The sequence below is a fragment of the Aurantimonas coralicida DSM 14790 genome (genome assembly GCF_000421645.1).
Classification (GTDB): Bacteria; Pseudomonadota; Alphaproteobacteria; order Rhizobiales; family Rhizobiaceae; genus Aurantimonas; species Aurantimonas coralicida.
In genome coordinates, this window is record NZ_ATXK01000001.1 from 168,346 (window position 1) to 191,990 (window position 23,645).

The 23,645-nt window shown below is 68.1% G+C and carries 27 protein-coding genes and 1 pseudogene; 10 read left to right on the forward strand and 18 right to left on the reverse strand.

Annotated features, from left to right (window positions below):
- Positions 1-3: 3 nt before the first annotated feature.
- The 3 genes from H536_RS0100820 to H536_RS0100830 are packed head-to-tail and all read right to left on the reverse strand — an operon-like array spanning position 4 to position 2,474.
- Positions 4-618, reverse strand: coding sequence for a LysE/ArgO family amino acid transporter (locus tag H536_RS0100820; protein ID WP_024348661.1), 615 nt, complete (start codon positions 616-618; stop codon positions 4-6).
- A gap of 44 nt (positions 619-662) precedes the next feature.
- Positions 663-1,700, reverse strand: coding sequence for a M42 family metallopeptidase (locus H536_RS0100825; protein ID WP_024348662.1), 1,038 nt, complete (start codon positions 1,698-1,700; stop codon positions 663-665).
- Positions 1,701-1,724: 24 nt separating this feature from the next.
- Complete coding sequence (locus H536_RS0100830) at positions 1,725-2,474, reverse strand: SOS response-associated peptidase (RefSeq protein ID WP_024348663.1); 750 nt, start codon at positions 2,472-2,474, stop codon at positions 1,725-1,727.
- 82 nt (positions 2,475-2,556) lie between these two features.
- Here H536_RS0100830 and H536_RS0100835 point away from each other — a divergent pair, with 82 nt between their 5' ends.
- The 4 genes from H536_RS0100835 to H536_RS23040 all read left to right on the forward strand — a co-directional run bounded on the left by H536_RS0100835 (position 2,557) and on the right by H536_RS23040 (position 4,888).
- A complete protein-coding gene (locus H536_RS0100835; protein WP_024348664.1) occupies positions 2,557-2,985 on the forward strand; it encodes an NUDIX domain-containing protein in 429 nt (142 codons plus the stop codon).
- Between the two features lie 122 nt (positions 2,986-3,107).
- Complete coding sequence (locus tag H536_RS0100840) at positions 3,108-3,545, forward strand: TIGR02301 family protein (RefSeq protein WP_081651767.1); 438 nt, start codon at positions 3,108-3,110, stop codon at positions 3,543-3,545.
- 104 nt (positions 3,546-3,649) lie between these two features.
- A complete protein-coding gene (locus H536_RS0100845; RefSeq protein ID WP_035694394.1) occupies positions 3,650-3,910 on the forward strand; it encodes a hypothetical protein in 261 nt (86 codons plus the stop codon).
- A 66-nt stretch (positions 3,911-3,976) separates the two neighbouring features.
- The gene (locus tag H536_RS23040) at positions 3,977-4,888 is read left to right on the forward strand and encodes a hypothetical protein (protein ID WP_024348667.1); all 912 of its coding nucleotides are present in this window, start codon (positions 3,977-3,979) and stop codon (positions 4,886-4,888) included.
- 21 nt (positions 4,889-4,909) lie between these two features.
- Here H536_RS23040 and H536_RS0100855 read toward each other — a convergent pair whose 3' ends face one another.
- Entirely contained in the window at positions 4,910-5,449 is a 540-nt protein-coding gene (locus H536_RS0100855; protein ID WP_024348668.1) for an ankyrin repeat domain-containing protein, read from the reverse strand.
- Between the two features lie 110 nt (positions 5,450-5,559).
- Entirely contained in the window at positions 5,560-6,924 is a 1,365-nt protein-coding gene (locus H536_RS0100860; protein WP_029702497.1) for a dihydroorotase, read from the reverse strand.
- A 74-nt stretch (positions 6,925-6,998) separates the two neighbouring features.
- Between H536_RS0100860 and ygfZ the strand changes: the two genes are divergently transcribed.
- Genes ygfZ through H536_RS0100875 form a run of 3 tightly spaced genes read left to right on the forward strand, consistent with a single transcriptional unit; the run spans position 6,999 to position 9,063 of the window.
- Positions 6,999-7,865 (forward strand): CAF17-like 4Fe-4S cluster assembly/insertion protein YgfZ, encoded by an 867-nt coding sequence (gene ygfZ, locus H536_RS0100865; protein ID WP_024348670.1) that lies wholly within the window; start codon positions 6,999-7,001, stop codon positions 7,863-7,865.
- Entirely contained in the window at positions 7,862-8,515 is a 654-nt protein-coding gene (locus H536_RS0100870) for a YfbR-like 5'-deoxynucleotidase (protein ID WP_024348671.1), read from the forward strand. The genes ygfZ and H536_RS0100870 overlap by 4 nt, the downstream gene beginning before the upstream one ends.
- A 32-nt stretch (positions 8,516-8,547) precedes the next feature.
- Positions 8,548-9,063, forward strand: coding sequence for a tyrosine phosphatase family protein (locus tag H536_RS0100875; RefSeq protein ID WP_024348672.1), 516 nt, complete (start codon positions 8,548-8,550; stop codon positions 9,061-9,063).
- 16 nt (positions 9,064-9,079) lie between these two features.
- On the opposite strand, the pseudogene panB reads toward H536_RS0100875, so the two are convergent.
- A pseudogene (panB, locus tag H536_RS22265) lies at positions 9,080-9,898 on the reverse strand (3-methyl-2-oxobutanoate hydroxymethyltransferase).
- Entirely contained in the window at positions 9,895-10,776 is an 882-nt protein-coding gene (panC, locus tag H536_RS0100885) for a pantoate--beta-alanine ligase (protein ID WP_024348673.1), read from the reverse strand. The pseudogene panB and the gene panC overlap by 4 nt, the downstream one beginning before the upstream one ends.
- A 192-nt stretch (positions 10,777-10,968) precedes the next feature.
- On the opposite strand from panC, the gene H536_RS0100890 reads away from it, so the two are divergent.
- Positions 10,969-12,207 (forward strand): MFS transporter, encoded by a 1,239-nt coding sequence (locus H536_RS0100890; RefSeq protein WP_024348674.1) that lies wholly within the window; start codon positions 10,969-10,971, stop codon positions 12,205-12,207.
- Between the two features lie 19 nt (positions 12,208-12,226).
- Here H536_RS0100890 and recO read toward each other — a convergent pair whose 3' ends face one another.
- The 8 genes from recO to rpoZ all read right to left on the reverse strand — a co-directional run bounded on the left by recO (position 12,227) and on the right by rpoZ (position 19,643).
- A complete protein-coding gene (recO, locus tag H536_RS0100895) occupies positions 12,227-12,958 on the reverse strand; it encodes a DNA repair protein RecO (RefSeq protein ID WP_024348675.1) in 732 nt (243 codons plus the stop codon).
- 65 nt (positions 12,959-13,023) lie between these two features.
- Entirely contained in the window at positions 13,024-13,986 is a 963-nt protein-coding gene (gene era, locus H536_RS0100900; protein ID WP_024348676.1) for a GTPase Era, read from the reverse strand.
- Positions 13,983-14,705, reverse strand: a complete 723-nt coding sequence (gene rnc, locus H536_RS0100905) for a ribonuclease III (RefSeq protein ID WP_029702499.1) — start codon at positions 14,703-14,705, stop codon at positions 13,983-13,985. Before rnc ends, era begins: the two co-directional genes overlap by 4 nt.
- On the reverse strand, positions 14,693-15,427 hold the full coding sequence (gene lepB / locus H536_RS0100910; protein WP_024348678.1) for a signal peptidase I: 735 nt from the start codon (positions 15,425-15,427) through the stop codon (positions 14,693-14,695). Before lepB ends, rnc begins: the two co-directional genes overlap by 13 nt.
- A 141-nt stretch (positions 15,428-15,568) precedes the next feature.
- A complete protein-coding gene (locus tag H536_RS0100915; protein ID WP_024348679.1) occupies positions 15,569-16,171 on the reverse strand; it encodes a DUF2062 domain-containing protein in 603 nt (200 codons plus the stop codon).
- Positions 16,172-16,274: 103 nt separating this feature from the next.
- Positions 16,275-16,853, reverse strand: coding sequence for an orotate phosphoribosyltransferase (gene pyrE, locus H536_RS0100920; RefSeq protein ID WP_024348680.1), 579 nt, complete (start codon positions 16,851-16,853; stop codon positions 16,275-16,277).
- Between the two features lie 57 nt (positions 16,854-16,910).
- Positions 16,911-19,127, reverse strand: coding sequence for a RelA/SpoT family protein (locus H536_RS0100925; protein WP_024348681.1), 2,217 nt, complete (start codon positions 19,125-19,127; stop codon positions 16,911-16,913).
- A 111-nt stretch (positions 19,128-19,238) separates the two neighbouring features.
- Positions 19,239-19,643 (reverse strand): DNA-directed RNA polymerase subunit omega, encoded by a 405-nt coding sequence (gene rpoZ, locus H536_RS0100930; protein WP_024348682.1) that lies wholly within the window; start codon positions 19,641-19,643, stop codon positions 19,239-19,241.
- 270 nt (positions 19,644-19,913) lie between these two features.
- Between rpoZ and H536_RS0100935 the strand changes: the two genes are divergently transcribed.
- On the forward strand, positions 19,914-20,519 hold the full coding sequence (locus tag H536_RS0100935) for a LabA-like NYN domain-containing protein (RefSeq protein WP_009208949.1): 606 nt from the start codon (positions 19,914-19,916) through the stop codon (positions 20,517-20,519).
- 46 nt (positions 20,520-20,565) lie between these two features.
- Positions 20,566-21,237, forward strand: a complete 672-nt coding sequence (locus tag H536_RS0100940; protein WP_024348683.1) for a uracil-DNA glycosylase — start codon at positions 20,566-20,568, stop codon at positions 21,235-21,237.
- A gap of 37 nt (positions 21,238-21,274) precedes the next feature.
- On the opposite strand, the gene H536_RS0100945 is transcribed toward H536_RS0100940, so the two are convergent.
- The 3 genes from H536_RS0100945 to dapA all read right to left on the reverse strand — a co-directional run bounded on the left by H536_RS0100945 (position 21,275) and on the right by dapA (position 23,296).
- Positions 21,275-21,835 (reverse strand): peroxiredoxin, encoded by a 561-nt coding sequence (locus H536_RS0100945; protein ID WP_024348684.1) that lies wholly within the window; start codon positions 21,833-21,835, stop codon positions 21,275-21,277.
- Positions 21,836-21,851: 16 nt separating this feature from the next.
- On the reverse strand, positions 21,852-22,325 hold the full coding sequence (gene smpB, locus H536_RS0100950; RefSeq protein WP_009208946.1) for an SsrA-binding protein SmpB: 474 nt from the start codon (positions 22,323-22,325) through the stop codon (positions 21,852-21,854).
- 89 nt (positions 22,326-22,414) lie between these two features.
- On the reverse strand, positions 22,415-23,296 hold the full coding sequence (gene dapA / locus H536_RS0100955) for a 4-hydroxy-tetrahydrodipicolinate synthase (RefSeq protein WP_009208945.1): 882 nt from the start codon (positions 23,294-23,296) through the stop codon (positions 22,415-22,417).
- Between the last annotated feature and the right edge of the window lie 349 nt (positions 23,297-23,645).

Here is a 23,645-nt window from a genome sequence, read left to right on the forward strand (position 1 = left end):
ATCTCAGAAATCCGCGCTCATCAGCAGCGTGATGGACAGAAGCGCCATCACGGCGGCGATCGAAACGTCCAGGATCCGCCATGCGGCGGGTCTGACGAAGACGGGCGCAAGCAGCCGCGCACCGTAGCCCAGCGCCACGAACCACACCGCCGAGGCGATCATCGCCCCGCCGGCATAGGCCGTGCGCTCGCTCGCCTCGCCATAGCGGGCCGACAGGCTGCCCAGCAGCACCACCGTGTCCAGATAGACATGCGGGTTGAGGAAGGTCAGCCCGAGCACCACGCCGATCGCGGCCCGCCGGCTCATCAGCCGTGCGCCACGGACCGCCATCGCGTCCGGATGGAACGCCCGCCGCAGCGCCAGCACCGCATAGACGGCGAGGAAGGCCGCGCCGCCCAGCGTCACCAGCCGGACGATCTCCGGTGCACCGGTGATCAGCGTGCCGAGCCCGGCGACGCCGGCGGCGATCAGCGCCGCATCCGCCAGCGTACAGACCAGCACCACCGCCAGCACGTGGTTGCGGGCCAGCCCGCGCTCGAGCACGAAGGCGTTCTGCGCCCCGATCGCCACGATCAGGCCGAGACCCAGCGCAAAGCCCCGCGCCCCGGCCGCAAGCAGTTCCATTCAGCTATCCGTCACCGATCGAGAGCAGGAGAGCCGCCTCAATGGGCGGCGATGAACGCGGTCAGGATCTCGCGCGCGGCGAGCAGATCGCGCTTGTCGATCATCTCGGCCACCGTGTGGATGTAGCGCGTGCCGACGGCGATGCCGACCGCCCGCGCTCCCGAGGCCGCCTGCTGGACGGCGGCGCCGTCCTGTCCGCCGCGGGCGAGGATGGTCCGCTGGAAGGCGATGTCCTTGGAGCGGGCCAGCGCCTCGATCTCGCGCACGAGGTCGATGTCGGCAATGAAGGACCCATCCTTCAGATGCAGGCCGAAGCCCTTGCCCTGCACCGTGGTGCGGTCCTTTTCCGGCACGCCCGGCGTGTCGCAGGCGAGCGTCGTGTCGACGCCGATGCCGATGTCCGGCTGCACGCCGAAGGCCGCCGTCTTGGCGCCGCGCAGGCCGACTTCCTCCTGGGCGGTGAAGGCGACCGTCAGTTCGCAATCATGGGTCTCGCCCGCCTCGACCAGCTTGCGCACGGCCTCCAGGCCGAGCCAGCAGGCGATGCGGTTGTCCAGCGCCTTGGAGACGATCTTCTCGCCCATCTCCTCGAAAGGCTCGTTCATCACCACAAAGTCGCCGACCTGCACCATGTCCTTCGTCGCCGCGCCATGGCCGATATCGACGAAGAACTCGTTCGGCTCCGGCATCTTCTTGCGCTCTTCGGCCGACTGGATGTGGATCGGCTTGCCCTCGGCGTTCATCACGCCCTTGAAGTCGCCGTCGTCGGTGCAGACGAGGACGCGGCGCGAGAACAGATTGCGCGGATCGAAGCCGCCGACCGGATCGATGTGGATGAAGCCCTTGTCGGTGATGTGGCTGACGAGGAAGCCGATCTCGTCCATGTGGCAGAGCAGCATGACCTTCTTCGGCTTGTCGCCCTTGCCCTTGCGGGTGCAGATCAGCGAGCCGAGCGTATCGACGCGGATCTCGTCGAACAGGCCCTCCGCCTCTTTGGTGATCAGGTCGCGCACGCGGTGTTCGCGGCCGGGCACGCCGGGGGTTTCGCACAGACGCTTCAGAAGATCGGTGTTCACGGGGCTATCGTCCTGTTGGAAATGTCAGAAGAGCGAGGGCTGGATCGGGCCATCGGCCGCGCCGTCGTCCGGCTCGGACGCGGTCTCCACCGGCAACTGGATATCGGGGCCGGTATTGGCAACCTTGTTGACCTTGTCCGACACCCGCACCGGCTCGAAGAAATCGTCGTTCGCCGCGGTGAGTATGTCGCCGACCGACGCGGGATCGTGGGTGCGGCAGTCCAGCCAGCGGTCGTGATCCTGTGGCAGGACAACCACCGGCATCCGGTCGTGGATCGGCGCGATGCCGGGATTGGCGGCCGTCGTCAGGATGGCGGCGGTGTCGATCTCGCTGCCGTCCGGCGCCAGATAGGTCTCCATCAGCCCGGCAAAGGCGAAGGGCCGGCCGTCCGCCGGACGCAGGAAATACGGCTCGGACTTCGCCTTGCCCTGCCGGCGCCATTCGTAGAAGCCGGTCGCCGGCACGAGGCAGCGCCGGTAGCGCATGGCGCCGCGAAAGGCGTTCTTCTCGCTCGCGGTCTCGGCCCGGGCGTTGATCAGCAGCGGAAACGCCTTCAGATCCTTGACCCAGGACGGGATCAGGCCCCATCGCACGATCAGCGCCGTGCGGTTCGGCAGATTCGCACCGGGCCGCTCGGGCTGGCCGCCGATGGCGATCAGGATCGGCTGGGTCGGCGCGATGTTGTAGCGTGGCGGAAACGGATCGAGCTCCGCCAGCGCCAGCAGCGCGGCGACGTCGTCCGGGGGTGCCGTGAGAGTGAAACGTCCGCACATGCCGGCTGTTGAGCCGCAGCGCCCGCGTCCTGTCAAGCGGGTCGCGGCCGATCCGGCAAGCGGAGTGAAGAGGACCTTGCCCATGCCAGAGACCAGCCCCCGTCCGCTTCTCGGCGTCTCCTGCGGCCTCGTCGCCGAGGACCGCCTGCTTCTCGTCGAACGCGGCCGACCGCCCTTTGCCGGCAAGCTGAGCCTGCCCGGCGGCAAGCTGCGCTTCGGCGAAGCGGTCGCGGCCGCCGCGCGGCGCGAACTGGCCGAGGAGACCGGTGCGGTGGCGGACAATCTCGCCTTCGTCACGCTGCACGAGGCGATCGATCCGGATTTCCACGCGGTGATCGCGGTCTTCGGCGGACGGCTGATGGCCGGCAGCGAACTGGCGGCGGCCGACGATGCGGCGGCGCTGCACTGGCTGGCCCTCGCCGACATCGAGGCCGCCGAGGCTGCGGGCCGCACGACGCCCGGTCTTTACGATGTCGCACGGAAGGTCCTCGCCACCTGCGCGGAAAACTGACACACCGGGGGCAACGAACGGCGTGCGATTCCTGTTGCCCGAAAGGCGCAGGCGCGGGAGATAAGCGGCCGGGCATCGGACCGATCGTTGCAATTGTCTTAACGAAGGACGAAACATCGGCCATGCGTCGAATGATGATAGCCGCGACGGCCGCACTGGTGGTCTCTTTCGCCGGTTCCGTGGCGGGCGATCACCGGGCGCTGGCCCAGGAGAGCGCCCCGGCGGAGACCGTGCCGGAAGCTGCAGCGCCGCGGGGCGAGGCAGCATTCCTGAAGCCGCTCGGACGGCTGGCGTCGATCCTCGGCTCCATCCACTTCCTGCGGACCCTGTGCGGCGACACCGACGCGGCGATCTGGCGCCAGAAGATGGAAGAGCTGCTGGCCGAGCAGGCGCCGGGAGAGGCCGACCGCCGCTATCTGATCGGCAGCTTCAACAGCGGCTACCGGGCGTTCGAATCGACCTATCGCGAATGCACCCCCGCCGCACGGGTCGCGGTGAACCGCTATCAGGGCGAAGGGGTCACTCTGGCACGCGAAATCAGTGCCAGATACGGGAATTAACCGATGATTAACGGTTCGGAAAAACGGCGAGACTGTTCGCGCCCGGATCGTGCTAGGACCTTAACGGGACGTGAAGCCGCATGGCTGGAATTGAGGGAATCGGAATGATCGATTTGCAGAGCGCCGAACTGGACGAAATGATCCAGGCCGAAAAGAAGCAAGTCGCATTCGAGTATCACAACGAAGCCTGGGCCGACGGCATTTCCGACGGCATCGAGGCCGAGATCCTCGCCGAGACTGCCATTGCCACCGCCCTCACCGAGCTGGTGCGCCGCCATGGCGAGGACGACGTCCTCGAAATGGTCGAGACCCTGCGCCAGCGCATCGAATATGGTGAATTCCGTCCCGACCGGATCATCCAGTAGCCTCTGCCCTCCCCGCGGTCCGGATATTTTACCGCACCCCATCGTCCAACGCAGCGGAGGTCCGTCGTGCCGACGCGCCTGACCCTTGCCCTCAGCACTGCTCTCTTCGCGCTGGCGACCCTCGTCGCCGGCGACGCGCTGGCGTTGTCGCAGATCGACCCCGTCGAGGGCCGCTCCGGCTCACGTGAAGGCATCATCGCGGTGCCGCTACCGCCGCTGACGGATGCGCCGGCCAGCGAGACGGAGTCCGGCCGGCCGCAGGGACCGGGCGAAGGCACCGATGCCGGCGAAGTGCCGCTGTCGCCGGAAGACGAGGTCGAGCCGGGCGACACACGTCCGGCGCCCGCCGAAGGGCCCGAACGCCGGCGTGAACCGAGGCCCGCCGGCGAGGCGCCGGCCGATGCCACCGATCGTCCCGGCCCCGGCACCCCGCGTCAGGACGGGGCGCGGGCAAGGCCGGACGGCGCAACCACCAATTACCAGACCGAACGGGCGCCGAGCGCGGCTCTCGCCTCGGAAGTCGCCTATGGCGATGCCGGGCTGCCGCGCCCGGTCCGCGACCTGCGGGCCCGGCTGATGGCCGTGGCCAGAAGCGGCGAGATCGAGAAGCTGGCGCCCTATATCGAACGCGGCGACCACGGCACGGTCCTGTCCTTCGGCCAGGGCGGCGAGGACCCGATCGCCTTCCTGAAATCGGCCTCCGGCGACGGCGAAGGGATCGAGATCCTCGCCATCCTCCTGGAAGTGTTGCAGTCGGGCTATGCCCGGATGGAGCCGGACACCGACAACGAGATCTATGTCTGGCCCTATTTCACCCAGCAGCCGATGGATTCGCTGACCAAGCCGCAACTGGTCGAGCTGTTCGAACTGGTGACCGCCGGCGACTACCGGAACATGCGCGAATTCGGCGCCTATAATTTCTACCGGGTCGGCATCTCGCCCGAGGGCCGGCTGGAATTCTTCGTCGCCGGCGACTGAGCCTTTAGCGTCTCCGGCCGGTCAGCCGGCTTTCGCCGCCATCAGCCGTTCAAGCTGCGCTGCCGTCTCCTGCGCCCCCATCGCCTTGGCCGCGCCCAGCGCGTCGACGCCGTCCGCGGCGCGAGCCTCGAGATCGGCGCCGCGCTCCAGGAAATAATCGACCATCTCGGTGCGGTTGAACATCGCCGCCATCATCAGCGGCGTGCGCCCGTCCGGCCCGCTGCCGTTGATGGCGGCGCCATGGTCGAGAAGCAGCCGCGCAATCTCCGCCTCGCCCTTGAAGGCGGCGCCGGCCAGCGGTGTCTGGCCGCGATCGTTGACCAGCGACGGATCGGCGCCGCGTTTCAGCAGCAGTTCCGTCAGTTCGACATGGCCGTGATAGCTCGCCAGCATCAGCAGGCTGTCGCCCTTCTCGTTGCGCAGATTGGGCGGCAGGCCCTTGTCGAGGAAGTCGGCCATGGCGACGGCGTCGCCGCCGCGCGCCGCCTGGAAGACCATGGCGGCCAGCGCCAGCGTCTCCTCGTCGAATTGTGGGGCGGGGCCGTTCGCCTCGTCCTGCATGGCCGTCTCCTTGATCCGTGGCGTCTGCACCGTGCGGACTTAGGAAGTCGCTGACGGATGCCAAGCCATGGGACGACAGACGGCCCCCGGCCGCCTCAGCCCTGGCCGCCTCAGCCCCGGCCGCCGAGCGGCGCCAGGGTCTCGACGAACTCCACCGGCTCGCCGGTCGACGGCGCGACAAGCTCGCCCTCCCACATGGCCCGACGGCCGCGCACCAGCGTGCCCACCGGCCAGCCGGTGACCGCCTTGCCGTCATAGGGCGTCCATTGCGAGCGCGAGCCGATCCAGTCGTCGGTGATGGTGGCGTCGCGCTTCAGGTCGACGACGGTGAAGTCGGCATCGTAGCCGAGCGCGATGCGCCCCTTGCGCGACAGGCCGAAGATCCGCTGCGGGCCGGCCGAAGTCAGGTCGACGAAGCGGGCAAGCGACAGGCGGCCATTGGCGACATGGTCGAGCATGATCGGCACAAGGGTCTGCACGCCGGTCATGCCGGAGGGCGATTTCGGATAGATTGCGAGCTTCTCTTCCAGCGTGTGCGGCGCATGGTCGGAGCCGAGAACGTCGACGACGCCGGCCGCGATGCCGTGCCAGATGCCGTCGCGGTGGCGTGCGTCGCGCACCGGCGGGTTCATTTGCAGCTTGGTGCCGAGCCGGCTGTAATCCTCGGCACTCATGGTCAGATGATGCGGCGTCGCCTCGCAGGTAACGTTGCGCTTGTGCCCGGCGAGATAGACGATCTCCTCGGCCGTAGAGATGTGCAGCACGTGGATGCGCGCGCCCACCTGCTCGGCAATGCCGACCAGCCGCTCGGTGCATTGCAGCGCCGCCACCTCGTCGCGCCAGACCGGATGCGACGCCGGATCGCCCTCGACCCGCAGGTCGGCGCGGTCGCGCAGCCGGAACTCGTCCTCGGAATGGAAGGCGGCGCGGCGGCGGGTGCGGCGCAGGATCTCGCGCACGCCGTCATCGTCCTCGACCAGCAGCGAGCCGGTCGACGAGCCCATGAACACCTTGATGCCGGCCGCGCCCGGCAGCCGTTCCAGCTCGGCGACGTCGGCGGCGTTCTCGCGGGTACCCCCGACCCAGAAGGCGAAGTCGCAATGCATCCGGTGGCGGCCGCGCGCCACCTTGTCGGCGAGCGCTTCCTCGCTGGTGGTCAGCGGATTGGTGTTCGGCATCTCGAAGACGCAGGTGACGCCGCCCAGCACCGCGGCGCGCGATCCGGTCTCCAGGTCTTCCTTGTGGGTGGCGCCCGGCTCGCGGAAATGCACCTGGCTGTCGATGACGCCGGGCAGGATGTGCAGCCCGGTGCAGTCGATCACCTCGCCGGCCAATGCCGCGTCCAGCGTGCCGATCGCGGCGATGCGCCCGTCGACGATACCGACGTCGCGCTCACCGGCGCCGTCCTGGTTGACGACGATGCCGCCCTTGAGAACCGTGTCGAAGGTCGCGGCGTTGCTGGCACTCGTTCCCATGGCGTCGTTCCGTGCTTGTCCCTCTGGAGTGCCCGGCTTACGTAAACAGGCAGGATCACACAAGCGAGCCGTCCATGCCCTATGCCCGCCTGCCGGAGCGCAGCCTCCTTGCCGTCACCGGGGAGGCCGCCCATCATTTTCTGCAGAACCTCGTCACCGCCGACCTCGACAGTCTGGCCGAAGGCGAGATGCGCCCCTGCGCGCTGCTGACGCCGCAGGGCAAGATCCTGTTCGAATTCCTCATCGGCAAACAGGCCGACGGGCTGCGCATCGATGTGGCGACAAGCGCCGCCGCCGATCTGAAGAAGCGCCTGACCCTCTACCGCCTGCGCACCAAGATCGGCATCGAATCGCCCGACCTGCCGGTCCATGCGGTGTGGGAAGAGCCCGACCTCACCGCCGCCGAACTTCATGCCGATCGCCGTTTCCCCGAGGGCGAGATGGCGCGGCTCTACGGCACTCCGCCGGAAGGGCTCGCCGAGGCCTCCGCCGACGATTACCGCCTGCGCCGCATCCGCGCCGGCATCGCCGAGGCGGAGACCGACTATCCCGGCTCCGACGTCTTCCCGCATGACGTGCTGTTCGACCAGAATGGCGGCGTGTCCTTCCGCAAGGGCTGCTTCGTCGGCCAGGAGGTCGTCTCGCGCATGCAGCACCGCGGCACCGCGCGGCGGCGGCTGATGCTGCTGGCCGGCGAACGGCATTTGACGCCCGGCTCCAACATCGAGGCCGGCGGAAAGACCATCGGCACCGTCCTGTCGGCCGACGGCACCGAGGGCTTCGGCTTCCTGCGGATCGACCGGCTGGCCGGCGCCCTGTCGCGCGGCGACGAATTGTCGGCCGACGGCGTGCCGGTGACGGCGACGATCCCGCCCTGGGCCGGTTTCGCCCTGCCCGAACCCGCCGGCGCCGATGGCGAGACCGCCGGAAGCGAGGCATGAGCCGCACCGACGCGAAACCGCAGCGCGTCTGGCAGCGCATGCTGTCGGGCCGCCGGCTCGACCTGCTCGATCCCTCCCCGCTCGACATCGAGATCGAGGACGTCGCCCATGGCCTGGCGCGTGTCGCCCGCTGGAACGGCCAGACCCGCGGCGATCACGCCTTTTCCGTCGCCCAGCATTCGCTGATCGTCGAGGCGATCGTCGCGCGCCGCGAGCCCGATCCGCGCTGGCGCCTTGCCGCGCTGCTGCATGACGGCCCGGAATATGTGATCGGCGACATGATCTCGCCCTTCAAGAGCGTCATGGGCGGCGACTACAAGCTGGTGGAAAAACGCCTGCAGGCGGCGCTGCATCTGCGCTTCTCCCTGCCGGCGACGCTGCCCGCCGCCGTCGAGAAGGCGATCAAGGCCGCCGACCGGCTGTCGGCCTATCACGAGGCGACGCTGCTTGCCGGCTTCGACGAGCGCGAGGCGGCGCAGTTCTTCGGCAAGCCCGGCGCGGCGCTGCTCGATGCCGCGGATTTTGCCCCCGTCCCGACCGCGGCGACGGAAGCCGCCTTCCTCAGGCGCTTCGCCGAACTCGACGCCGCGCTGGCCGGCGCGGCCGGCTCCAGCGACCGGGCCCCGGCCAAAGCGTCGCGGCAGGGGTGACATCGGCGCATCCCGGCGCGATATGTGGACCCATGTCCTATCTCGTCGTCTCGTCCCTCGCCGAACTACCCGCCACGGTCGCCAGCCATGGCGCCCAGGATCTGGTCACGCTGATCAACGCCGACACGCGGGTCGACCGGCCGTCCGGCATCGCGCCGGACCGGCATCTGTTCCTCGGCTTCAACGACATCGCCGAGCCGATCGAGGGGCTGACGGCCCCGACCGTCGACCATCTCGACCAGTTGCTGGACTTCGGCACGCGCTGGCGCCGCGACACGCCGCTGGCGGTGCATTGCTGGGCCGGCATCAGCCGCTCCACCGCCGCCGCCTATATCCTGGCGCTGTCGATCAATCCGGATCTTCAGGAAGAGGCGCTGGCGAACGAGCTGCGCAGGCGGGCGCCGTCCGCCACCCCCAATCCGCGCCTCGTCGCCCTCGCCGACGACAAGCTGCAGCGCGGCGGCCGCATGGTTTCCGCCATCCGCGCCATCGGCCGCGGCGAAGACGCCTTTTCGGGCACGCCCTTCATCTTGCCGCTGACGCTCTGATCGACGAGCGGCGGCGTCAGCCCCGCGGCTTGTAGACGTGGTCGGGGCCCGGGAAGCTGCGGCTGCGCACCTCATCGGCATAGTCCGCGATGGCCTGGCTGGCGGCCTCGCCGAGCGCGCCGTAGCGCTTGACGAAGCGCGGCACGCGCGGCGTCAGGCCGAGCATGTCCTCCAGCACCAGGATCTGGCCGTCGCAGGCTGCCGAGGCGCCGATGCCGATGCTGGGCGCCGCGATCTCGGCCGTGATCGTCTCGGCCAGCGGCTCGACGATGCCTTCCAGCACCACGGCGAAGGCGCCGGCGTCACTGACCGCCTTCGCGTCGGCAAGGATGCGGTCGCGCGCGGAGTCGTCATGGCCCTGGCTGCGAAACCCGCCCATGGCGTTCACCGCCTGGGGCGTCAGGCCGACATGGGCCATCACCGGAATGCCGCGCTCGACGAGGAAGGCGATGGTCGGCGCCATGTGCTGGCCGCCTTCCAGCTTGATCGCGCCGCAGCCGGTCTCCGCCATCACCGTCGCCGCCGCGCGAAACGCCTCCTGCGGGCTCGCCTCGTAGCTGCCGAAGGGCATGTCGACGACGATCAGTGCCTTCTCCGTCGCTGAGACCACGGCCCGGCCATGGGCGATCATCAGTTCCAGCTAGGCGCCGAGGGTGGACGCCATGCCGTGCTCGACCATGGCGAGGCTGTCGCCCACCAGGATGAAATCCACATGCGGATCGACCAGAGCCGCCATGGTCGCGTTATAGGCCGTCAGGGCCACGATGGGGGTGGCGCCCTTGCGGCCGGCAATGGCGGGCGCCGTTAGGCGGGTCGTGCGAACCGGCGTGCTCATGCGGCCTGCCCTCCCGTTTCACGCCCTTGCGCTTTCTCTGCGACGCGCTGGTCGATCAGCAGCACGTCGCCGAAGCGGGCGGTCACCAGGATCACCACCGGCCGGTCGTCGATCGCCGTCACCGCATCGAGGTTTGCCGCGTCGCGAATGTCCAGCGAGGCGAGATCGGCGCGCGGCTCGGCGGCGATGATCTCCCGCATGGCCGCCAGCACCGGCTCCGGCTCGGCGGCACCGGCCCGCAGCAGCGCCTCGCCCCGGTCCAGCGCCCGCGCCAGCACCACGGCCGCGTCGCGGTCCTGAGGCGTCAGCCGTACATTGCGCGACGACATGGCGAGACCGTCGGCCTCCCGCACCGTCGGCACGCCGACGATGGCGACCGGCGACGACAGGTCGGCGACCATGCGGCGGATCACGGTGAGCTGCTGGTAGTCCTTCTCGCCGAAATAGGCCCGGTCCGGCTGGACGATGTTGAACAGCTTGGTGACCACCGTCGCGACGCCGCGAAAGTGCCCCGGCCGCGCCGCGCCGATCAGGATCTGGCCGAGCGGCGCGAGATCGACGGATGTCTGCAAGGGTTGCGGATACATTTCCGCCACCGTCGGCGCGAACACCTGGACGCCGGCGAACGCCGCCAGCTGCGCGAGGTCGCGTTCCAGATCGCGCGGATAGGCGTCGAGATCCTCGTTCGGCCCGAACTGGGTCGGGTTCACGAAGATCGTCACCACCACGACGTCGTTCTCGGCGCAGGCCCGCTCTACGAGCTTCAGATGGCCGGCATGGAGATAGCCCATGGTCGGCACCACGCCGACGCTCTCGCCCCGGGCCCGGCATTCCGCCAGCGCCGCCCGCATCGATCCGATCTCGCTATGTACCTGCACGCAGTCCTCCCCACCGTCTGGCCGCGGCTTTTATCGTCTGCGGGGCGCGAGCGAAAGCCGTCGCAACCGGTTGCGGGACCGGACTTGTGGGCGACCGATCAGCGCCGGTGATCGCTGCGATCACGGAAACGCGGTTTCACGGGCGATGCGCCGGGTCTAGTAATGGCAGCGAACCGATGCGGGGATGACGAGATGAGCGCGACGACGACGACCGCGAGCGCCGACCGGACGCCATGGCTGGCGATTGCCGCCGGCTGCCTGATCGCGCTTCTCACCTTCGGGCCGCGCTCGGCGATCGGCTTCTTCCAGATCCCGATGCTCACCGACAATGGCTGGAGCCGCGAGGATTTCGCCATCGCCATCGCCATCCAGAACCTCTTCTGGGGCGCCGGCCAGCCGCTGTTCGGCGCCATCGCCGATCGCTTCGGCACCGCCAAGGTGCTGGTCCTGTCCGGCTTCCTCTATGCCGCGGGCCTGGCCATCACCGCCGTCGCGTCAACGCCGCTCTGGCTGACCATCGGTTCGGGCGTCCTCGTCGGGCTGGGCGTCGCCGCCGGCTCCTTCGGCATCGTGCTCGCGGCCTTCGCGCGGCGGGTCTCGGCCGAGCAGCGCTCCTTCGTCTTCGGCCTCGGCACCGCCGCCGGCTCGGCCGGCATGTTCGTCTTCGCGCCGCTCAGCCAGGGACTGATCGACCGTTTCGGCTGGTCGGATTCGCTTCTGGTCCTGTCGGCGATGATGCTGCTGGTGCCGCTCTTCGCCTTCGCCCTGCGCGGCAACAGCCGCACCACGCGCGGCCATTCCAGCCTGGTGGCGGAGATCGAGCAGACCATGGGTGCGGCGCTGCGCGAGGCTTTCGCGACGAAGAGCTACGTGCTTTTGACCACCGGCTTCTTCGTCTGCGGCTTCCAGGTCGCCTTCATCACCGCCCACTTCCCGGCCTATCTCGCCGACAAGGCCATCGCCCCGGTCTGGGCGGTCACGGCGCTGGCGCTGATCGGCTTCTTCAACATCATCGGCTCGATCGCCTCGGGCCTCATCGGCCAGCGCTATTCCAAGCCGCATTTCCTGGCGCTGATCTATGTCGGCCGGTCGATCGCGGTGACGATCTTCCTGCTGACGCCGATCACGCCGCTGACGGTGGTGGTCTTCGCCGTGGTCATGGGCCTGTTGTGGCTGTCCACCGTGCCGCCGACCAACGCCCTCGTCGCGATCATGTTCGGCACACGCTATCTCGGGCTCCTGGGCGGCCTCGTCTTCCTGTCCCACCAGATCGGCTCGTTCCTCGGCGTCTGGCTGGGCGGCTATCTCTATGCCGTCGCCGGCTCCTACGATCCGGTGTGGTGGCTCGGCGTCGGGCTGGGTCTCGTCGCGGCGCTGGTCCACTGGCCGATCCAAGAGGCGCCGGTGGTGCGGGCGCCGGTTCCGGCCTGAGCCAGCCTTCCAACTGCGACTAGGCAGCGATTCCGATCTTGCGCAGCGCCGACAGGAAGCCGGCGCGCGCATCCGGCACGTCGATCCCGCGCGGCTCGTAGACATGGCGGCCAAGGAAATAGCCGGTCAGGCGGTACCCCGCCGCCAGCGATTCCGCATCGCTGGCCGTGGCGGCATCGGCGAGGAAGGCGGGCAATGTCAGCAGCTTGTCGTGCCACGGCGCGCCGGCGTCGCGGCTGACCGCCCGGCCGGTGCGCGGCGAAACATAGGCGAGATCGTCACGCTGGCCGGTGGCGGCGCAGCGCTCCAGGTCGAGGCCGAAGCCCAGCTCCTCCAGGAGCGCGATCTCGAAGCGCAGCATCAGTTCGGCGACGAGTTCGGGCCGGTCGAGATGATCGACGATGATCTGCAGCCCGTCATAGAGCCGCGCATGGGGATCGCGCTCGGCCAGAAGCCGCAGATGCGCCGCGACGAGTTGCACGCCGTTCAACCCGACGCCGGATTCCATCAGCCGGGCGGCGCGCAGTTCCAGCGGTTCCAGAACGAAGGCGCCCATATGCTCGTCGAGCCGGGCGCGCCAGTGGACGGCGACGGAATTGCCCGGCTGCAGCACCGGCTGCTGCTTGCGCGAGCGCCCGCCCCGCACGAGGCCGAGATGCCGGCCCCGCGCACGCGTCATCACCTCGGCGACGACACTGGTCTCGCCGAGGCGCCGCACGCCGAGCACGATCGCTTCCTCACGCCATTCCATGTCACATCAGCGCCGCAGCGCACTTCGGACCGGTCCGCCGCGACGGCAGGAGCGGCCGCAGGCGGTCAGCTGGAATAGTCCAGCCCCATCTCGCGATAGCGCTCGGGATCGTCGCCCCAATTGCCGCGCACCTTCACGAACAGGAACAGATGCACCTTCTGGTCGGCCGCTTCGGTGATCTCCTTGCGGGCCGCCGAACCGATCGCCTTGATGGTCTCGCCATTGTGGCCGATCACAATGCGTTTCTGGCTGTCCCGCTCGACATAGATGGTCTGCTCGATCCGCACCGAACCGTCCTGGCGCGTCTCCCACAGCTCGGTCTCGACATGCGAGCTGTAGGGCAGCTCCTGGTGCAGGCGCAGATACAGCTTCTCGCGGGTGATCTCGGCGGCGAGCTGGCGCAGCGGCAGGTCGGTGATCTGGTCTTCGGGGTAGTACCAGGGCCCTTCCGGCAACGCCTTGGCCAGATAGTCCATCAGGTCGCCGCAGCCCGAGCCGTTCAGCGCCGAGATCATGAAAATCTCGTCGAAGGCGACGCCGCGCTCGGTGATCTGCTGGGTCAGGCCGAGCAGCCGGTCGCGGCGCATCTGGTCGACCTTGTTGAGCAGCAGGACCTTGGGCTGCTTCACATCCTTGAGGCGTTCGAGAATGGTCTCGACCTCCTCGTTGATGCCGCGGTCGGCGTCGATGATCGCCAGCACGATGTCGGCGTCGCGGGCGCCGCTCCATGCGGTGCGCACCATCGCCCGGTCGAGCCGGCGCTTCGGCGCGAAGACGCCCGGCGTGTCGACGAAAACGATCTGCGTGCGATCGCGCATGGCGATGCCGCGCACGAGGGCCCGGGTGGTCTGCACCTTGTGGGTGACGATCGACACCTTGGTGCCGACGAGCTGGTTGACCAGCGTCGACTTGCCGGCGTTGGGGGCGCCCAGCAGCGCCACGAAGCCCGAGCGCGTCGGTCCTTCTGCGGCAGGCGCGGCGCTCGCCTCGGTCGTCTCGTTGCCGGTCGTGTTGTCGTCTTCGGTCAATTGTCGTCCTTCCAGACGGATTCGCGAATGAGCACCGCCGTGGCGGCCTCCTGTTCGGCAATGCGGCGGGACCGGCCCTGCCCGTCCGCGGGAGCAACGTCCGGGATCGAGACCCGCACGGTGAACAGTGGATCATGGTCGGGGCCGGAGCGCTCGACGATCTCGTATTGCGGCGTCACGGGCCCGCGCGTATGCGCCCATTCCTGCAGCGCCGTCTTGGCATCGCGGCGTGCGGCGACACTCTTGCCAAGCCGCCCGCCCCAGTAACGCACGATGAAGTCGCGCGCCGTATCGAGCCCCTCACCCAGATAGATAGCCGCGATCAGCGATTCCACCAGATCGGCGCGAATGCTCTTGGTGCGATCGCTCTTCAGCTTCTTCAGGTCGCCGCCATGGCGGACGAACTCGTAGAGGCCCAGCTCGTCGGCGATCTCGGCGCAGGTATCGGCGCTGACCAGCGAATTCAGCCGCAGCGACAGCTCGCCCTCGTCGGCACCGGGAAACATGTCGAACAGCTTTTCGGCGACGACCAGGCCGAGCACCCGGTCGCCGAGAAACTCCAGCCGCTCGTAGCTGCGTTCGCCCTCGCCCTTGCCGCCCTTGCTGGAGCGCAGGCTCGAATGCGTCAGCGCCCGCTCGAACCGCGCCTTTTCATGGAACGTGATGCCGATCCGGCGTTCGAGCTCCTCGAGCGGCTTGTCCGCCTTCAGCCGAGCCATGTCAGGATGCGGCCCGGCCGCAGGTCGGTCGGCCATTTCCAGATTTCCAGCGGGGACACGTCGCCCTCCACCGAGAAGAAGATCACCTGGGCCTTGCCGACGAGGTTCTCGAACGGCACGTAGCCGACGTCGAAGCGGCTATCGAGCGAGTTGTCGCGATTGTCGCCCATCATGAAGTAATGCCCCTCGGGCACCACGAATTCGCGGGTGTTGTCGCCAGCCGAATTCGGGCTGAGATCGAGCGTCATGTAGCTGACGCCGTTCGGCAGCGTCTCGCGGAAGCGCGGCACCGGCGTGCCGTCCTCGGCGACGAAGTCCTCGACCTTCTCGCGTTCGACCGGTTTGCCGTTGATCGACAGGACGCCGTCGACCACCTGGATGCGGTCGCCCGGCAGGCCGACCAGCCGCTTGATGTAGTCGACGTCTTCCTCGCGCGGCTTGCGGAACACCACCACGTCGCCGCGATCGGGCTGCGAGGCCATGACCCGGCCGTCGAACAGCGGCGGCGACAGCGGCATCGAATATTGCGAGAAGCCGTAGCTCCATTTCGACACGAAGAGATAGTCGCCCACGAGCAGCGTCGGCATCATCGAACCCGACGGAATCGAGAACGGCTGGAACAGGAACGTGCGGATGACGAGGGCGAGCAGGAGCGCCTGCACGATCACCTTGAGGGTCTCGCCGATCCCCCCGGATTCCCTACGTTCGGCCTTCTCGACCATGCTTCGCCTTTCGTCGCCCCATCGCAGCGCGGCAAAGCCGCCCGCGCCTTCTACCGGCTCGCTCCGACAGGAGCAATCCGCTCTGCGTCAAACTTCGCGCCGCCCAAACGCGCGCCCCGTCGCCCTCGTCGCGGCGGCCTGTCAGGCCGCCCGTCCGGCGTCGCCACCCGCGGCATCCGGGTCGCGCAGACCGCGCGGCGGCCGTCCGGCGATGATCTGTCGGGCGCGGCGCCGCTGGAAGCTGCGCGCCGTGAAGAACACCAGCGCGTAGCTGGCCAGCCCGGCGATCAGGCCCAGCGGCAGGCAGCCGACCAGCATCGGCTTCACCACCGGATCCCAGATGGCGATGAAATCCATGTGGCCGAGGGCCGTACCCAGCCCTTCGGGCGATTTCTCGTGCACCGGCGGCGCATGCAGCATGAACTGGCCGGTTTCGTAGGTGATGCCCCAGATCAGCGGGAAGGTCAGCGGATTGCCGGCCGCCGTGCCCAGCGCCGCGGCTGCCATGTTGCCGGCGATGACATAGGCGATGGCGAAGGCCAGCAGGAAGTGGAAGCCGATGAAGGGCGTGAACGAGGAGGCGACACCTGCCGCCACCCCGGCCGCGATGGCATGCGGCGTCGCGTTCAGCCGCAGCACCCGCTTGCGCAGATAGCGGAAGGAGCGGCGGAACGAGCGGCGCGGCCACAGGATCGTGCGGATCCGCGCTGCTAGATTCTCCGGCTGGCGCCGCCTGAACAACATTCCGGTCGCATTCCCCAATCCGCGTCAGATCGCGGCGATCAGTCTTGCCTGCGCCCGGTGCGGAAAGGCCGCACTGTCGCTGGCGATGGTCCCGCCCGGTCGGCTACAGGTTGCGGCTACCCGGCTTGACCGGCGGAATTGCGGCCAGTTCCGGCGGCAGGGCGTCGGCCGGATAGGCCGGCACCTCGTATTCGGCCAGCGCGATCAGCGGCACGCCGACATCGACCTTGCCGGCCGAGCGGTCGATGATGCAGGCCGCCGCCAGCACCTCGGCGCCCAGCCCGCGCAGGCATTTCACGGTCTCGCGGATCGACAGGCCCGTGGTGACGATGTCCTCGACGATGACCACGCGGTCGCCGGGAGAGATCTCGAATCTCCGCAGCCGGAACACGCCGTTCTCGCGCTCTACCCAGATCGCCGGCGCGCCGAGATGGCGGGAGGTCTCATAGGCCGGGATGAGCCCGCCGATGGCCGGGCCGACGACATAGTCCGGCGCCGGCGACACCTCTTCCCGAATACGCTCGGCCAGCGCCTTGCACAGCCGCTCGGTCAGATGCGGATGCATGAACACCCGGGCCTTCTGCAGGAAGACCGGACTGCGCAGCCCCGAGGTCAGGATGAAGTGGCCTTCCAGATAGGCGCCGGCCTCGCGGAATATCGCGAGCACTTCCTCACTGGTCATGAACGGGTCTCCTCGGCTGCTGTTGCAGCGGTTCGATACGCTGGCTGGCCGTCAGGCTCAACCGTTGACCCGCACGACTTCCGAGACGCAGGGCTTGGCGCGGAGCTGACGCAGGGTCTGGGTCAGGTGCTGGACGTCCCAGACTTCCAGCTCCAACACCATCTTGGTGAAGTCCGGCGCCGTGTTGACCATCGTCAGATTGTGGATGTTGGCGTCGTTGGCGGCGACCGTCTCGGCGATCTCGGCCAGCGAGCCCGGCTCGTTGATCGCCGAGATCATGATGCGGGCCGGAAAGCGCTCGTTCATCGCCTCGTCGATGTCCCAGCGCACGTCGATCCAGCGGTCCGGCTCGTCGTCGAAGGCGATCAGCGCCGGCGACTGGATCGGATAGATGGTGATCCCCTTGCCCGGCTCGATGATGCCGACGATGCGGTCGCCCGGCACCGCGCCGTCCGGGCCGAAGCTCACCGGCATGTCGTCGCCGGCGCCGCGGATGGGGATCGCCTTGCCGCCCTTCTTCGACTTCTTGGAGCGGCCGGGCACCCGGAAGATCATGCCGGCGGCGGTGCGTAGGTTGACCCAGCCGTCCTCTTCCCGGTGCGGTGACTTGCGGGTGACGCGGCTGTCCTGGAAATCCGGATAGGCCGCCCGCACGACGTCCGCCGAGTTCAGCTCGCCGCGGCCCACCGCCGCCAGCGCGTCCTCGACCTCGCGCTGGCCGAGCTTGGCCAGAAGCGGCTTCAGCGCGTCGCGCGAGAAGGTCTTGCCCGAGCGGGCGAAGGTGCGTTCGAGGATCTGCTGGCCAAGGCCGGAATATTGCCGGCGGATGGCGGCGCGGTTGGCCCGGCGGATCGCCGAGCGCGCCTTGCCGGTGACCGCCAGGTTCTCCCAGGCCTGGGGCGGCGTCGCGCCCTTGGCCCGGATGATCTCGACCTCGTCGCCATTCGACAATTCGGTGACCACCGGCATGATCCGGCCGTCGATCTTGGCGCCGACGCAGCTGTCGCCGACATCGGTATGCACCGCATAGGCGAAATCGATGGGCGTCGCGCCGCGCGGCAGCGCGATCAGCCGGCCCTTCGGCGTGAAGCAGAAGACCTGGTCCTGGAAGAGCTCGAGCTTGGTGTGCTCCAGGAACTCCTCGGGATTGTCGCCCTCGGCCAGAAGCTCGATGGTGCGCCGCAGCCAGCCATAGGCGTTGGAATCCTTGGAGAGGTGGACGCGCTGGTCGCCGTCGCCCTCCATGTCCTTGTAGAGCGTGTGGGCGGCGACGCCGTATTCGGCGACCTCGTGCATCCGGCGGGTGCGGATCTGCAGTTCGACGCGCTGGCGCGACGGACCGACGATGGTGGTGTGGATCGAGCGGTAGTCGTTCTGCTTCGGGGTCGAGATGTAGTCCTTGAACCGGCCCGGCACCATCGCCCAGCTGCGGTGGACGATGCCCAGCGTGCGGTAGCACTCCTCCTCGGTCTCCACGATCACCCGGAAGCCGAAGATGTCGGAGAGCTGCTCCAGCGACAGCGCCTTGCGCTGCATCTTGGAGAACACCGAATAGGGTTTCTTCTGCCGGCCGCTGACCGTGGCGACGATGCCGTTCTCGCGCAGGCGGTCGGTCAGGTCCGTCTCGATGCTGGCGATCCGCGACGCATGGCGCTGGTTCAGCTCTTCGAGGCGCGCCGAGATCGTCTCGTAGGCTTCCAGATTGACATGCCGGAACGCCAGGTCCTCGAGCTCCTCGCGCATGTCGTGCATGCCCATGCGCCCGGCCAGCGGCGCATAGATGTCCATGGTCTCCTGCGAGATGCGGGCCCGCTTTTCCGGCGCCATGTGGCCGAGGGTGCGCATGTTGTGCAGGCGGTCGGCCAGCTTGACCAGGAGGACCCGGATGTCGTCGGCGATGGCCAGGAGCAGCTTGCGCAGGTTCTCCGCCTGCGCCGCCTTCTTGGAGACGAGGTCGAGGCGCTTGAGCTTGGTCAGGCCCTCGACGAGCTGGCCGATCTTGGGGCCGAAATGCTGGTCGATCTCCTTGCGGGTGGCGTCGGTGTCCTCGATCGTGTCGTGCAGCAGCGCGACGGCGACGGTCGCCTCGTCGAGATGCATGTCGGTGAGGATCGCCGCGACCTCCAGCGGATGCGAGAAATACGGATCGCCGCTCGCACGCTTCTGCGCGCCATGCTTCTGCATGGCGTAGACATAGGCTCGGTTGAGGAGCGCTTCATCGAGATCGGGCTTGTAGGCCGCCACCTTCTCGACGAGTTCATATTGCCGCATCATGGGATTGGGGATCGGGTCCGCAAAGAGAAAGGGGCGCGCCGTCAACGACGGCACGCCCCTCAATATAAGACTGTGAGGCCGCCGACCGAAAGTGCCGGCATTCCCAAAAGCTTAATAATCGTCGGTCTTTTCCGGCGGGACCAGGCCCTCGATGCCGGAGAGGAGCTCTTCCTCGGACATCCGGTCGAAGGAAACCGGCTCGTCGTCGCCGGCCTCGGCGGTGGCCGCGATGCTGCGGGTCTCGGCCGGGGCCGAGGCGGGCTGCGGTGCCGGCTCCGGCTCGTCGACCTCGACATGCTTCTGCAGCGAGTGGATCAGGTCTTCCTTGAGATCGCCGGGCGACAGGGTCTCGTCGGCGATCTCGCGCAGCGCGACCACCGGGTTCTTGTCGTTGTCGCGATCGATGGTGATCGGCTGACCCTGGGAGATCTGCCGGGCGCGATGGCTGGCGAGCAGGACCAGCTCGAACCGATTGTCGACCTTATCGACGCAATCTTCTACGGTGACGCGGGCCATGCCTGTCTCCTGAGTATCTGAAATTCGAAGAGATGAACGCGTCGCATATACCGTTTGTGGGCGTACGGCAAGGGTCGGACGCTGCGCTATCCCCTGCCCTCGTTGACAGCGCCGCGGCGGCCAGAATAAGCGAAGCGCAACTGACCGGCTGTCGCCGACCGGCGACGGCGCCGGCCTGAAACGGCCGGCCCGCAGACCCTCGTGCCGCCTGCGCTCATCCTGTCGAGCCTGCGGATGCGTGCCCTCCCTCATGCGAGAAAGCAGCCATCCATGTTCGATCAACGCGAAAAGATCGCTCTCTTCATCGACGGGGCCAATCTCTATGCCGCCTCGCGCGGGCTGGGCTTCGACATCGACTACAAGAAGATGCTGCGCAGCTTCGAGGCCCGCGGCTATCTCCTGCGCGCCTATTATTACACCGCCCTCGTCGAGGACAACGAATACTCCTCGATCCGGCCGCTGATCGACTGGCTGGACTACAATGGCTACCGCGTCGTCACCAAGCCGGCCCGGGAGTTCACCGATGCGAGCGGCCGGCGCCGGATCAAGGGCAACATGGACATCGAGCTCGCCGTCGACGCGATGGAGCTGGTCGACACCGTCGACCATTTCGTCCTGTTCTCTGGCGACGGCGACTTCCGCTCGCTGGTCGCGGCCCTGCAGCGCAAGGGGCGCAAGGTGTCGGTCGTCTCCACCCTGACCAGTTCGCCGCCGATGATCTCCGACGACCTGCGGCGCCAGGCCGACCATTTCATCGAGTTGGCGAACCTGAAGGCCGAGATCGGCCGCGACCCGGCCGAGCGAGAGGCGCGGATCGCCCGCCGCATCGAGGCCGAGGAAGCCGCCGCGGCCGTCGAAGAGGACGACGACTATTGAGCGCCACCATCGCGCCGCGCCGTCCGTCGACGCTCCGGATCGAAAAATGAGTTCAACGCCCGCGCCCGAAAACCTGCCGGCGGAGCCCTCCCGCGATTGCCCGCTCTGCCCGCGGCTCGTCGCATTCCGCGAGGAATGGCGGGCAAAGGAGCCCGACTGGCACAATGCCCCGGTACCGACCCTGCTACCGCCCAAGGGGGCTGGCGCGGTGCGGCTGCTGATCGCCGGTCTGGCGCCGGGGCTGCGCGGTGCCAATCGCACCGGCCGGCCATTCACCGGCGACTATGCCGGCGACCTGCTCTACGCGACGCTGGCGCGCTACGGCTTTGCCAATGACCGCTTCGCCGCCCGCACCGATGACGGGCTCGAACTGATCGACACGGCGATCGTCAACGCCGTGCGTTGCGTGCCGCCCCAGAACAAGCCCGTGGGTGCCGAGATCAACACCTGCCGGCAGTTCTTCTCCGGTCGGATGGCGACCTTCCCCAAGCTCGCGGCGGTCGTGACCTTGGGCCGCATCGCCCATGACTCGACGGTCCGCGCGCTGGGCGAACGCCCCTCGGCGGCCCCCTTCGGGCACAATGCCCATCACATGGTCGGCGGCATAGCGGTGTTCTCGAGCTATCACTGCTCGCGCTACAACACGAATACCGGCCGGCTGACCGAAGCGATGTTTCACGACGTGTTCGAGAATGCGGCGGCGTTCCTGAAGCGCTGAACGTCAGCGCCAGTGCGCCATGATCGCCGCCTGCGCGTCAGCGCCCGGCGGACAGCCAGGCGACGACATCCGCCGCGTTCCGGTCGGGCGGGAACACCGGGTAGAACACCTTGTCGATGCGCCCGTCGGTGATGATCATCGCCATGCGCTTCAGATACAGCCCGCCGTCGAGTTCGAAGAACGGCAGGTCGAGGGCGCGGCGCAGATCGCCCGCGGCATCCGACAGCAGCGGATAGGGCAGATGCAGTCGCTCGGCCGCCTCGCGCTGCTCGTCAATCGTCTGGGTGGACAGGCCGAACACCCGTGCGACGCCGAGCGCCTGCAATTCGGCATGATGGTCACGGAAGCTGCAACTCTGGGGCGTGCAGCCGCGTGCGCCGGGGAAGTCGTTCCAGCCTTCGGGCAGCGCCGCGTCGGGCCGGCCGGTCATCGGATAGACATAGAGGACGAGGCGGCCGGGCAGACGCGACAGGTCGACCGCTGTCCCGTCCGTTGCCGGCAGCGGCACCGCCGGCAGGCGCGTGCCTTCCAGATGTGCGGCCCCGCCGTCGTCGGTCGGCGGCGTCAGATCATCCGGCAGTCTCGACACGTCGACCATCGGCCTCTTCCCTGGCTCAGGCTTCCTTCAGGATCCGCTGCTTCTGGCGGTTCCAGTCGCGTTCCTTCATGGTCTGCCGCTTGTCGGGCGCGTTCTTGCCGCGCGCCAGCGCCAGCTGCAGCTTGGCCACGCCGCGATCGTTGAAATAGATCCGCAGCGGCACCAGCGTCATGCCGTCCTTCTGGATCGCGCTCGCCAGCCGGCTGAGCTGCGTGCGATGCACGAGGATCTTCCGCCGCCGCTTCGGCACATGGTTGAAGCGGTTGGCCTGCAGATATTCCGGCAGGTTGGAGTTGATCAGCCAGAGCTCGCCGCCCTCTTCGCTGGCGTAGGACTCGGCGATCGACGCCCGCCCCTCGCGCAGCGACTTCACCTCGGTCCCGGTCAGGACGAGGCCGGCCTCAAGCGTGTCGAGGATCTCGTAATTGAAGCGGGCCTTGCGGTTCTCCGCCGCAACGTTCGAGCCTGCCGATTTCTTCTTCTTCGCCATTCAAACCTCGCGCGCGGCCCAGCCGCGCTCCTCTCGCCCCATGATATAGGGGCGAGACGGCATGGTTTCGACCGTCGCGCGACGGCCGATCAGCCGATCAGGCCGGCATGCTTCAGCGCCGCGTCGATCGTGCGTTCGGTGGATTCGTCGATCGGCACCAGCGGCGAGCGCAGGCGGTTGCCCAGCTTGCCGAGCTTCGACAGCGCGTATTTCACGCCGGTCGGGTTCGGCTCGATGAACAGCGCCTTGTGCAGCGGCATCAGCTTGTCCTGGATCTCCAGGGCCTTGGCGTAGTCGCCCGCAAGGCAGGCCGACTGGAATTCGGCCCCCAGCTTCGGCGCGACATTCGCCGTCACCGAGATGCAGCCCTGGCCGCCATGGGCATTGAAGCCGAGCGCCGAGGCGTCCTCGCCGGACAACTGCAGGAAGTCGGGGCCGCAGGTGATCCGCTGCTCCGACACGCGCTCGACGCGGCTGGTCGCGTCCTTGACGCCGATGATGTTGGAGAAATCCGCCGCCAGCCGGCCCATCGTCTCCGGCGTCATGTCGATGACCGAGCGCCCGGGGATGTTGTAGATGATGATCGGCAGCGACACCGACCGGGCGATGGCGGCGTAATGGGCGTAGAGGCCCTTCTGGTTCGGCTTGTTGTAATAGGGCGTGACGACCAGAAGCCCGTCGGCGCCGGCCTTTTCGGCGAACTGCGCGAGTTCGATCGCCTCGACCGTGTTGTTCGAGCCGGCACCCGCCACAACCGGCACCCGGCCACGCGTCGTCTCGATGCAGATCTCGACGATGCGCTTGTGCTCGCCATGGGTCAGTGTCGGGCTCTCGCCCGTCGTGCCGACGGGCACCAGACCGTGCGAGCCCTCGCCGATCTGCCATTCGACGAAGGCCGCGAACGTCGCCTCGTCCAGCGATCCGTCTTCGGCGAACGGCGTCACCAACGCCGGCAGCGAACCCTTGAACATGCTCTCTCTTTCTCCCCACATGCCGGTCATCGAACGGCGGCACGCGCTTCGTCTCGTGAATGTCATCTGGCCGACGACCGTCGCCCGCTGGACCACCCGAAGATGGCGTGCCGGAAGCTGCAATCGGTCCGGGATCGCGGCACCATATTGAAGCGGTCGGGGCGAAACAAGCAGCGCCCGCAGGCCGTCCCGCCCGAAGCCTCGTGACTGTTGCCGGTAACGGCGCTTTAATCGTGGTCGTGAGAGATTTGCAAACCATTCCGGCAATCCGCCATGCCCCGATCGCGACGGTCACAGGCAGCGGCGATTGCGAGCGGAAGTGGCGGGACCCGGCAGTCCATCTGCCTCG

What these genes read in the sequence shown, in the direction of transcription:
- H536_RS0100915 (WP_024348679.1), bottom strand. Translation starts at nt 16,171, where the DNA reads ATGTTGTTCAGGCGGCGCCAGCCGGAGAATCTAGCAGCGCGGATCCGC.
- H536_RS0100870 (WP_024348671.1), top strand. Translation starts at nt 7,862, where the DNA reads ATGAGCCGCACCGACGCGAAACCGCAGCGCGTCTGGCAGCGCATGCTG.
- smpB (WP_009208946.1), bottom strand. Translation starts at nt 22,325, where the DNA reads ATGGCGAAGAAGAAGAAATCGGCAGGCTCGAACGTTGCGGCGGAGAAC.
- H536_RS0100835 (WP_024348664.1), top strand. Translation starts at nt 2,557, where the DNA reads ATGCCAGAGACCAGCCCCCGTCCGCTTCTCGGCGTCTCCTGCGGCCTC.
- H536_RS0100860 (WP_029702497.1), bottom strand. Translation starts at nt 6,924, where the DNA reads ATGGGAACGAGTGCCAGCAACGCCGCGACCTTCGACACGGTTCTCAAG.
- H536_RS0100945 (WP_024348684.1), bottom strand. Translation starts at nt 21,835, where the DNA reads ATGGTCGACGTGTCGAGACTGCCGGATGATCTGACGCCGCCGACCGAC.
- H536_RS0100940 (WP_024348683.1), top strand. Translation starts at nt 20,566, where the DNA reads ATGAGTTCAACGCCCGCGCCCGAAAACCTGCCGGCGGAGCCCTCCCGC.
- H536_RS0100830 (WP_024348663.1), bottom strand. Translation starts at nt 2,474, where the DNA reads ATGTGCGGACGTTTCACTCTCACGGCACCCCCGGACGACGTCGCCGCG.
- H536_RS0100935 (WP_009208949.1), top strand. Translation starts at nt 19,914, where the DNA reads ATGTTCGATCAACGCGAAAAGATCGCTCTCTTCATCGACGGGGCCAAT.
- ygfZ (WP_024348670.1), top strand. Translation starts at nt 6,999, where the DNA reads ATGCCCTATGCCCGCCTGCCGGAGCGCAGCCTCCTTGCCGTCACCGGG.
- lepB (WP_024348678.1), bottom strand. Translation starts at nt 15,427, where the DNA reads ATGGTCGAGAAGGCCGAACGTAGGGAATCCGGGGGGATCGGCGAGACC.
- rpoZ (WP_024348682.1), bottom strand. Translation starts at nt 19,643, where the DNA reads ATGGCCCGCGTCACCGTAGAAGATTGCGTCGATAAGGTCGACAATCGG.
- dapA (WP_009208945.1), bottom strand. Translation starts at nt 23,296, where the DNA reads ATGTTCAAGGGTTCGCTGCCGGCGTTGGTGACGCCGTTCGCCGAAGAC.
- H536_RS0100890 (WP_024348674.1), top strand. Translation starts at nt 10,969, where the DNA reads ATGAGCGCGACGACGACGACCGCGAGCGCCGACCGGACGCCATGGCTG.
- recO (WP_024348675.1), bottom strand. Translation starts at nt 12,958, where the DNA reads ATGGAATGGCGTGAGGAAGCGATCGTGCTCGGCGTGCGGCGCCTCGGC.
- H536_RS0100840 (WP_081651767.1), top strand. Translation starts at nt 3,108, where the DNA reads ATGCGTCGAATGATGATAGCCGCGACGGCCGCACTGGTGGTCTCTTTC.
- H536_RS0100875 (WP_024348672.1), top strand. Translation starts at nt 8,548, where the DNA reads ATGTCCTATCTCGTCGTCTCGTCCCTCGCCGAACTACCCGCCACGGTC.
- H536_RS0100845 (WP_035694394.1), top strand. Translation starts at nt 3,650, where the DNA reads ATGATCGATTTGCAGAGCGCCGAACTGGACGAAATGATCCAGGCCGAA.
- pyrE (WP_024348680.1), bottom strand. Translation starts at nt 16,853, where the DNA reads ATGACCAGTGAGGAAGTGCTCGCGATATTCCGCGAGGCCGGCGCCTAT.
- rnc (WP_029702499.1), bottom strand. Translation starts at nt 14,705, where the DNA reads ATGGCTCGGCTGAAGGCGGACAAGCCGCTCGAGGAGCTCGAACGCCGG.
- H536_RS0100925 (WP_024348681.1), bottom strand. Translation starts at nt 19,127, where the DNA reads ATGATGCGGCAATATGAACTCGTCGAGAAGGTGGCGGCCTACAAGCCC.
- H536_RS0100855 (WP_024348668.1), bottom strand. Translation starts at nt 5,449, where the DNA reads ATGCAGGACGAGGCGAACGGCCCCGCCCCACAATTCGACGAGGAGACG.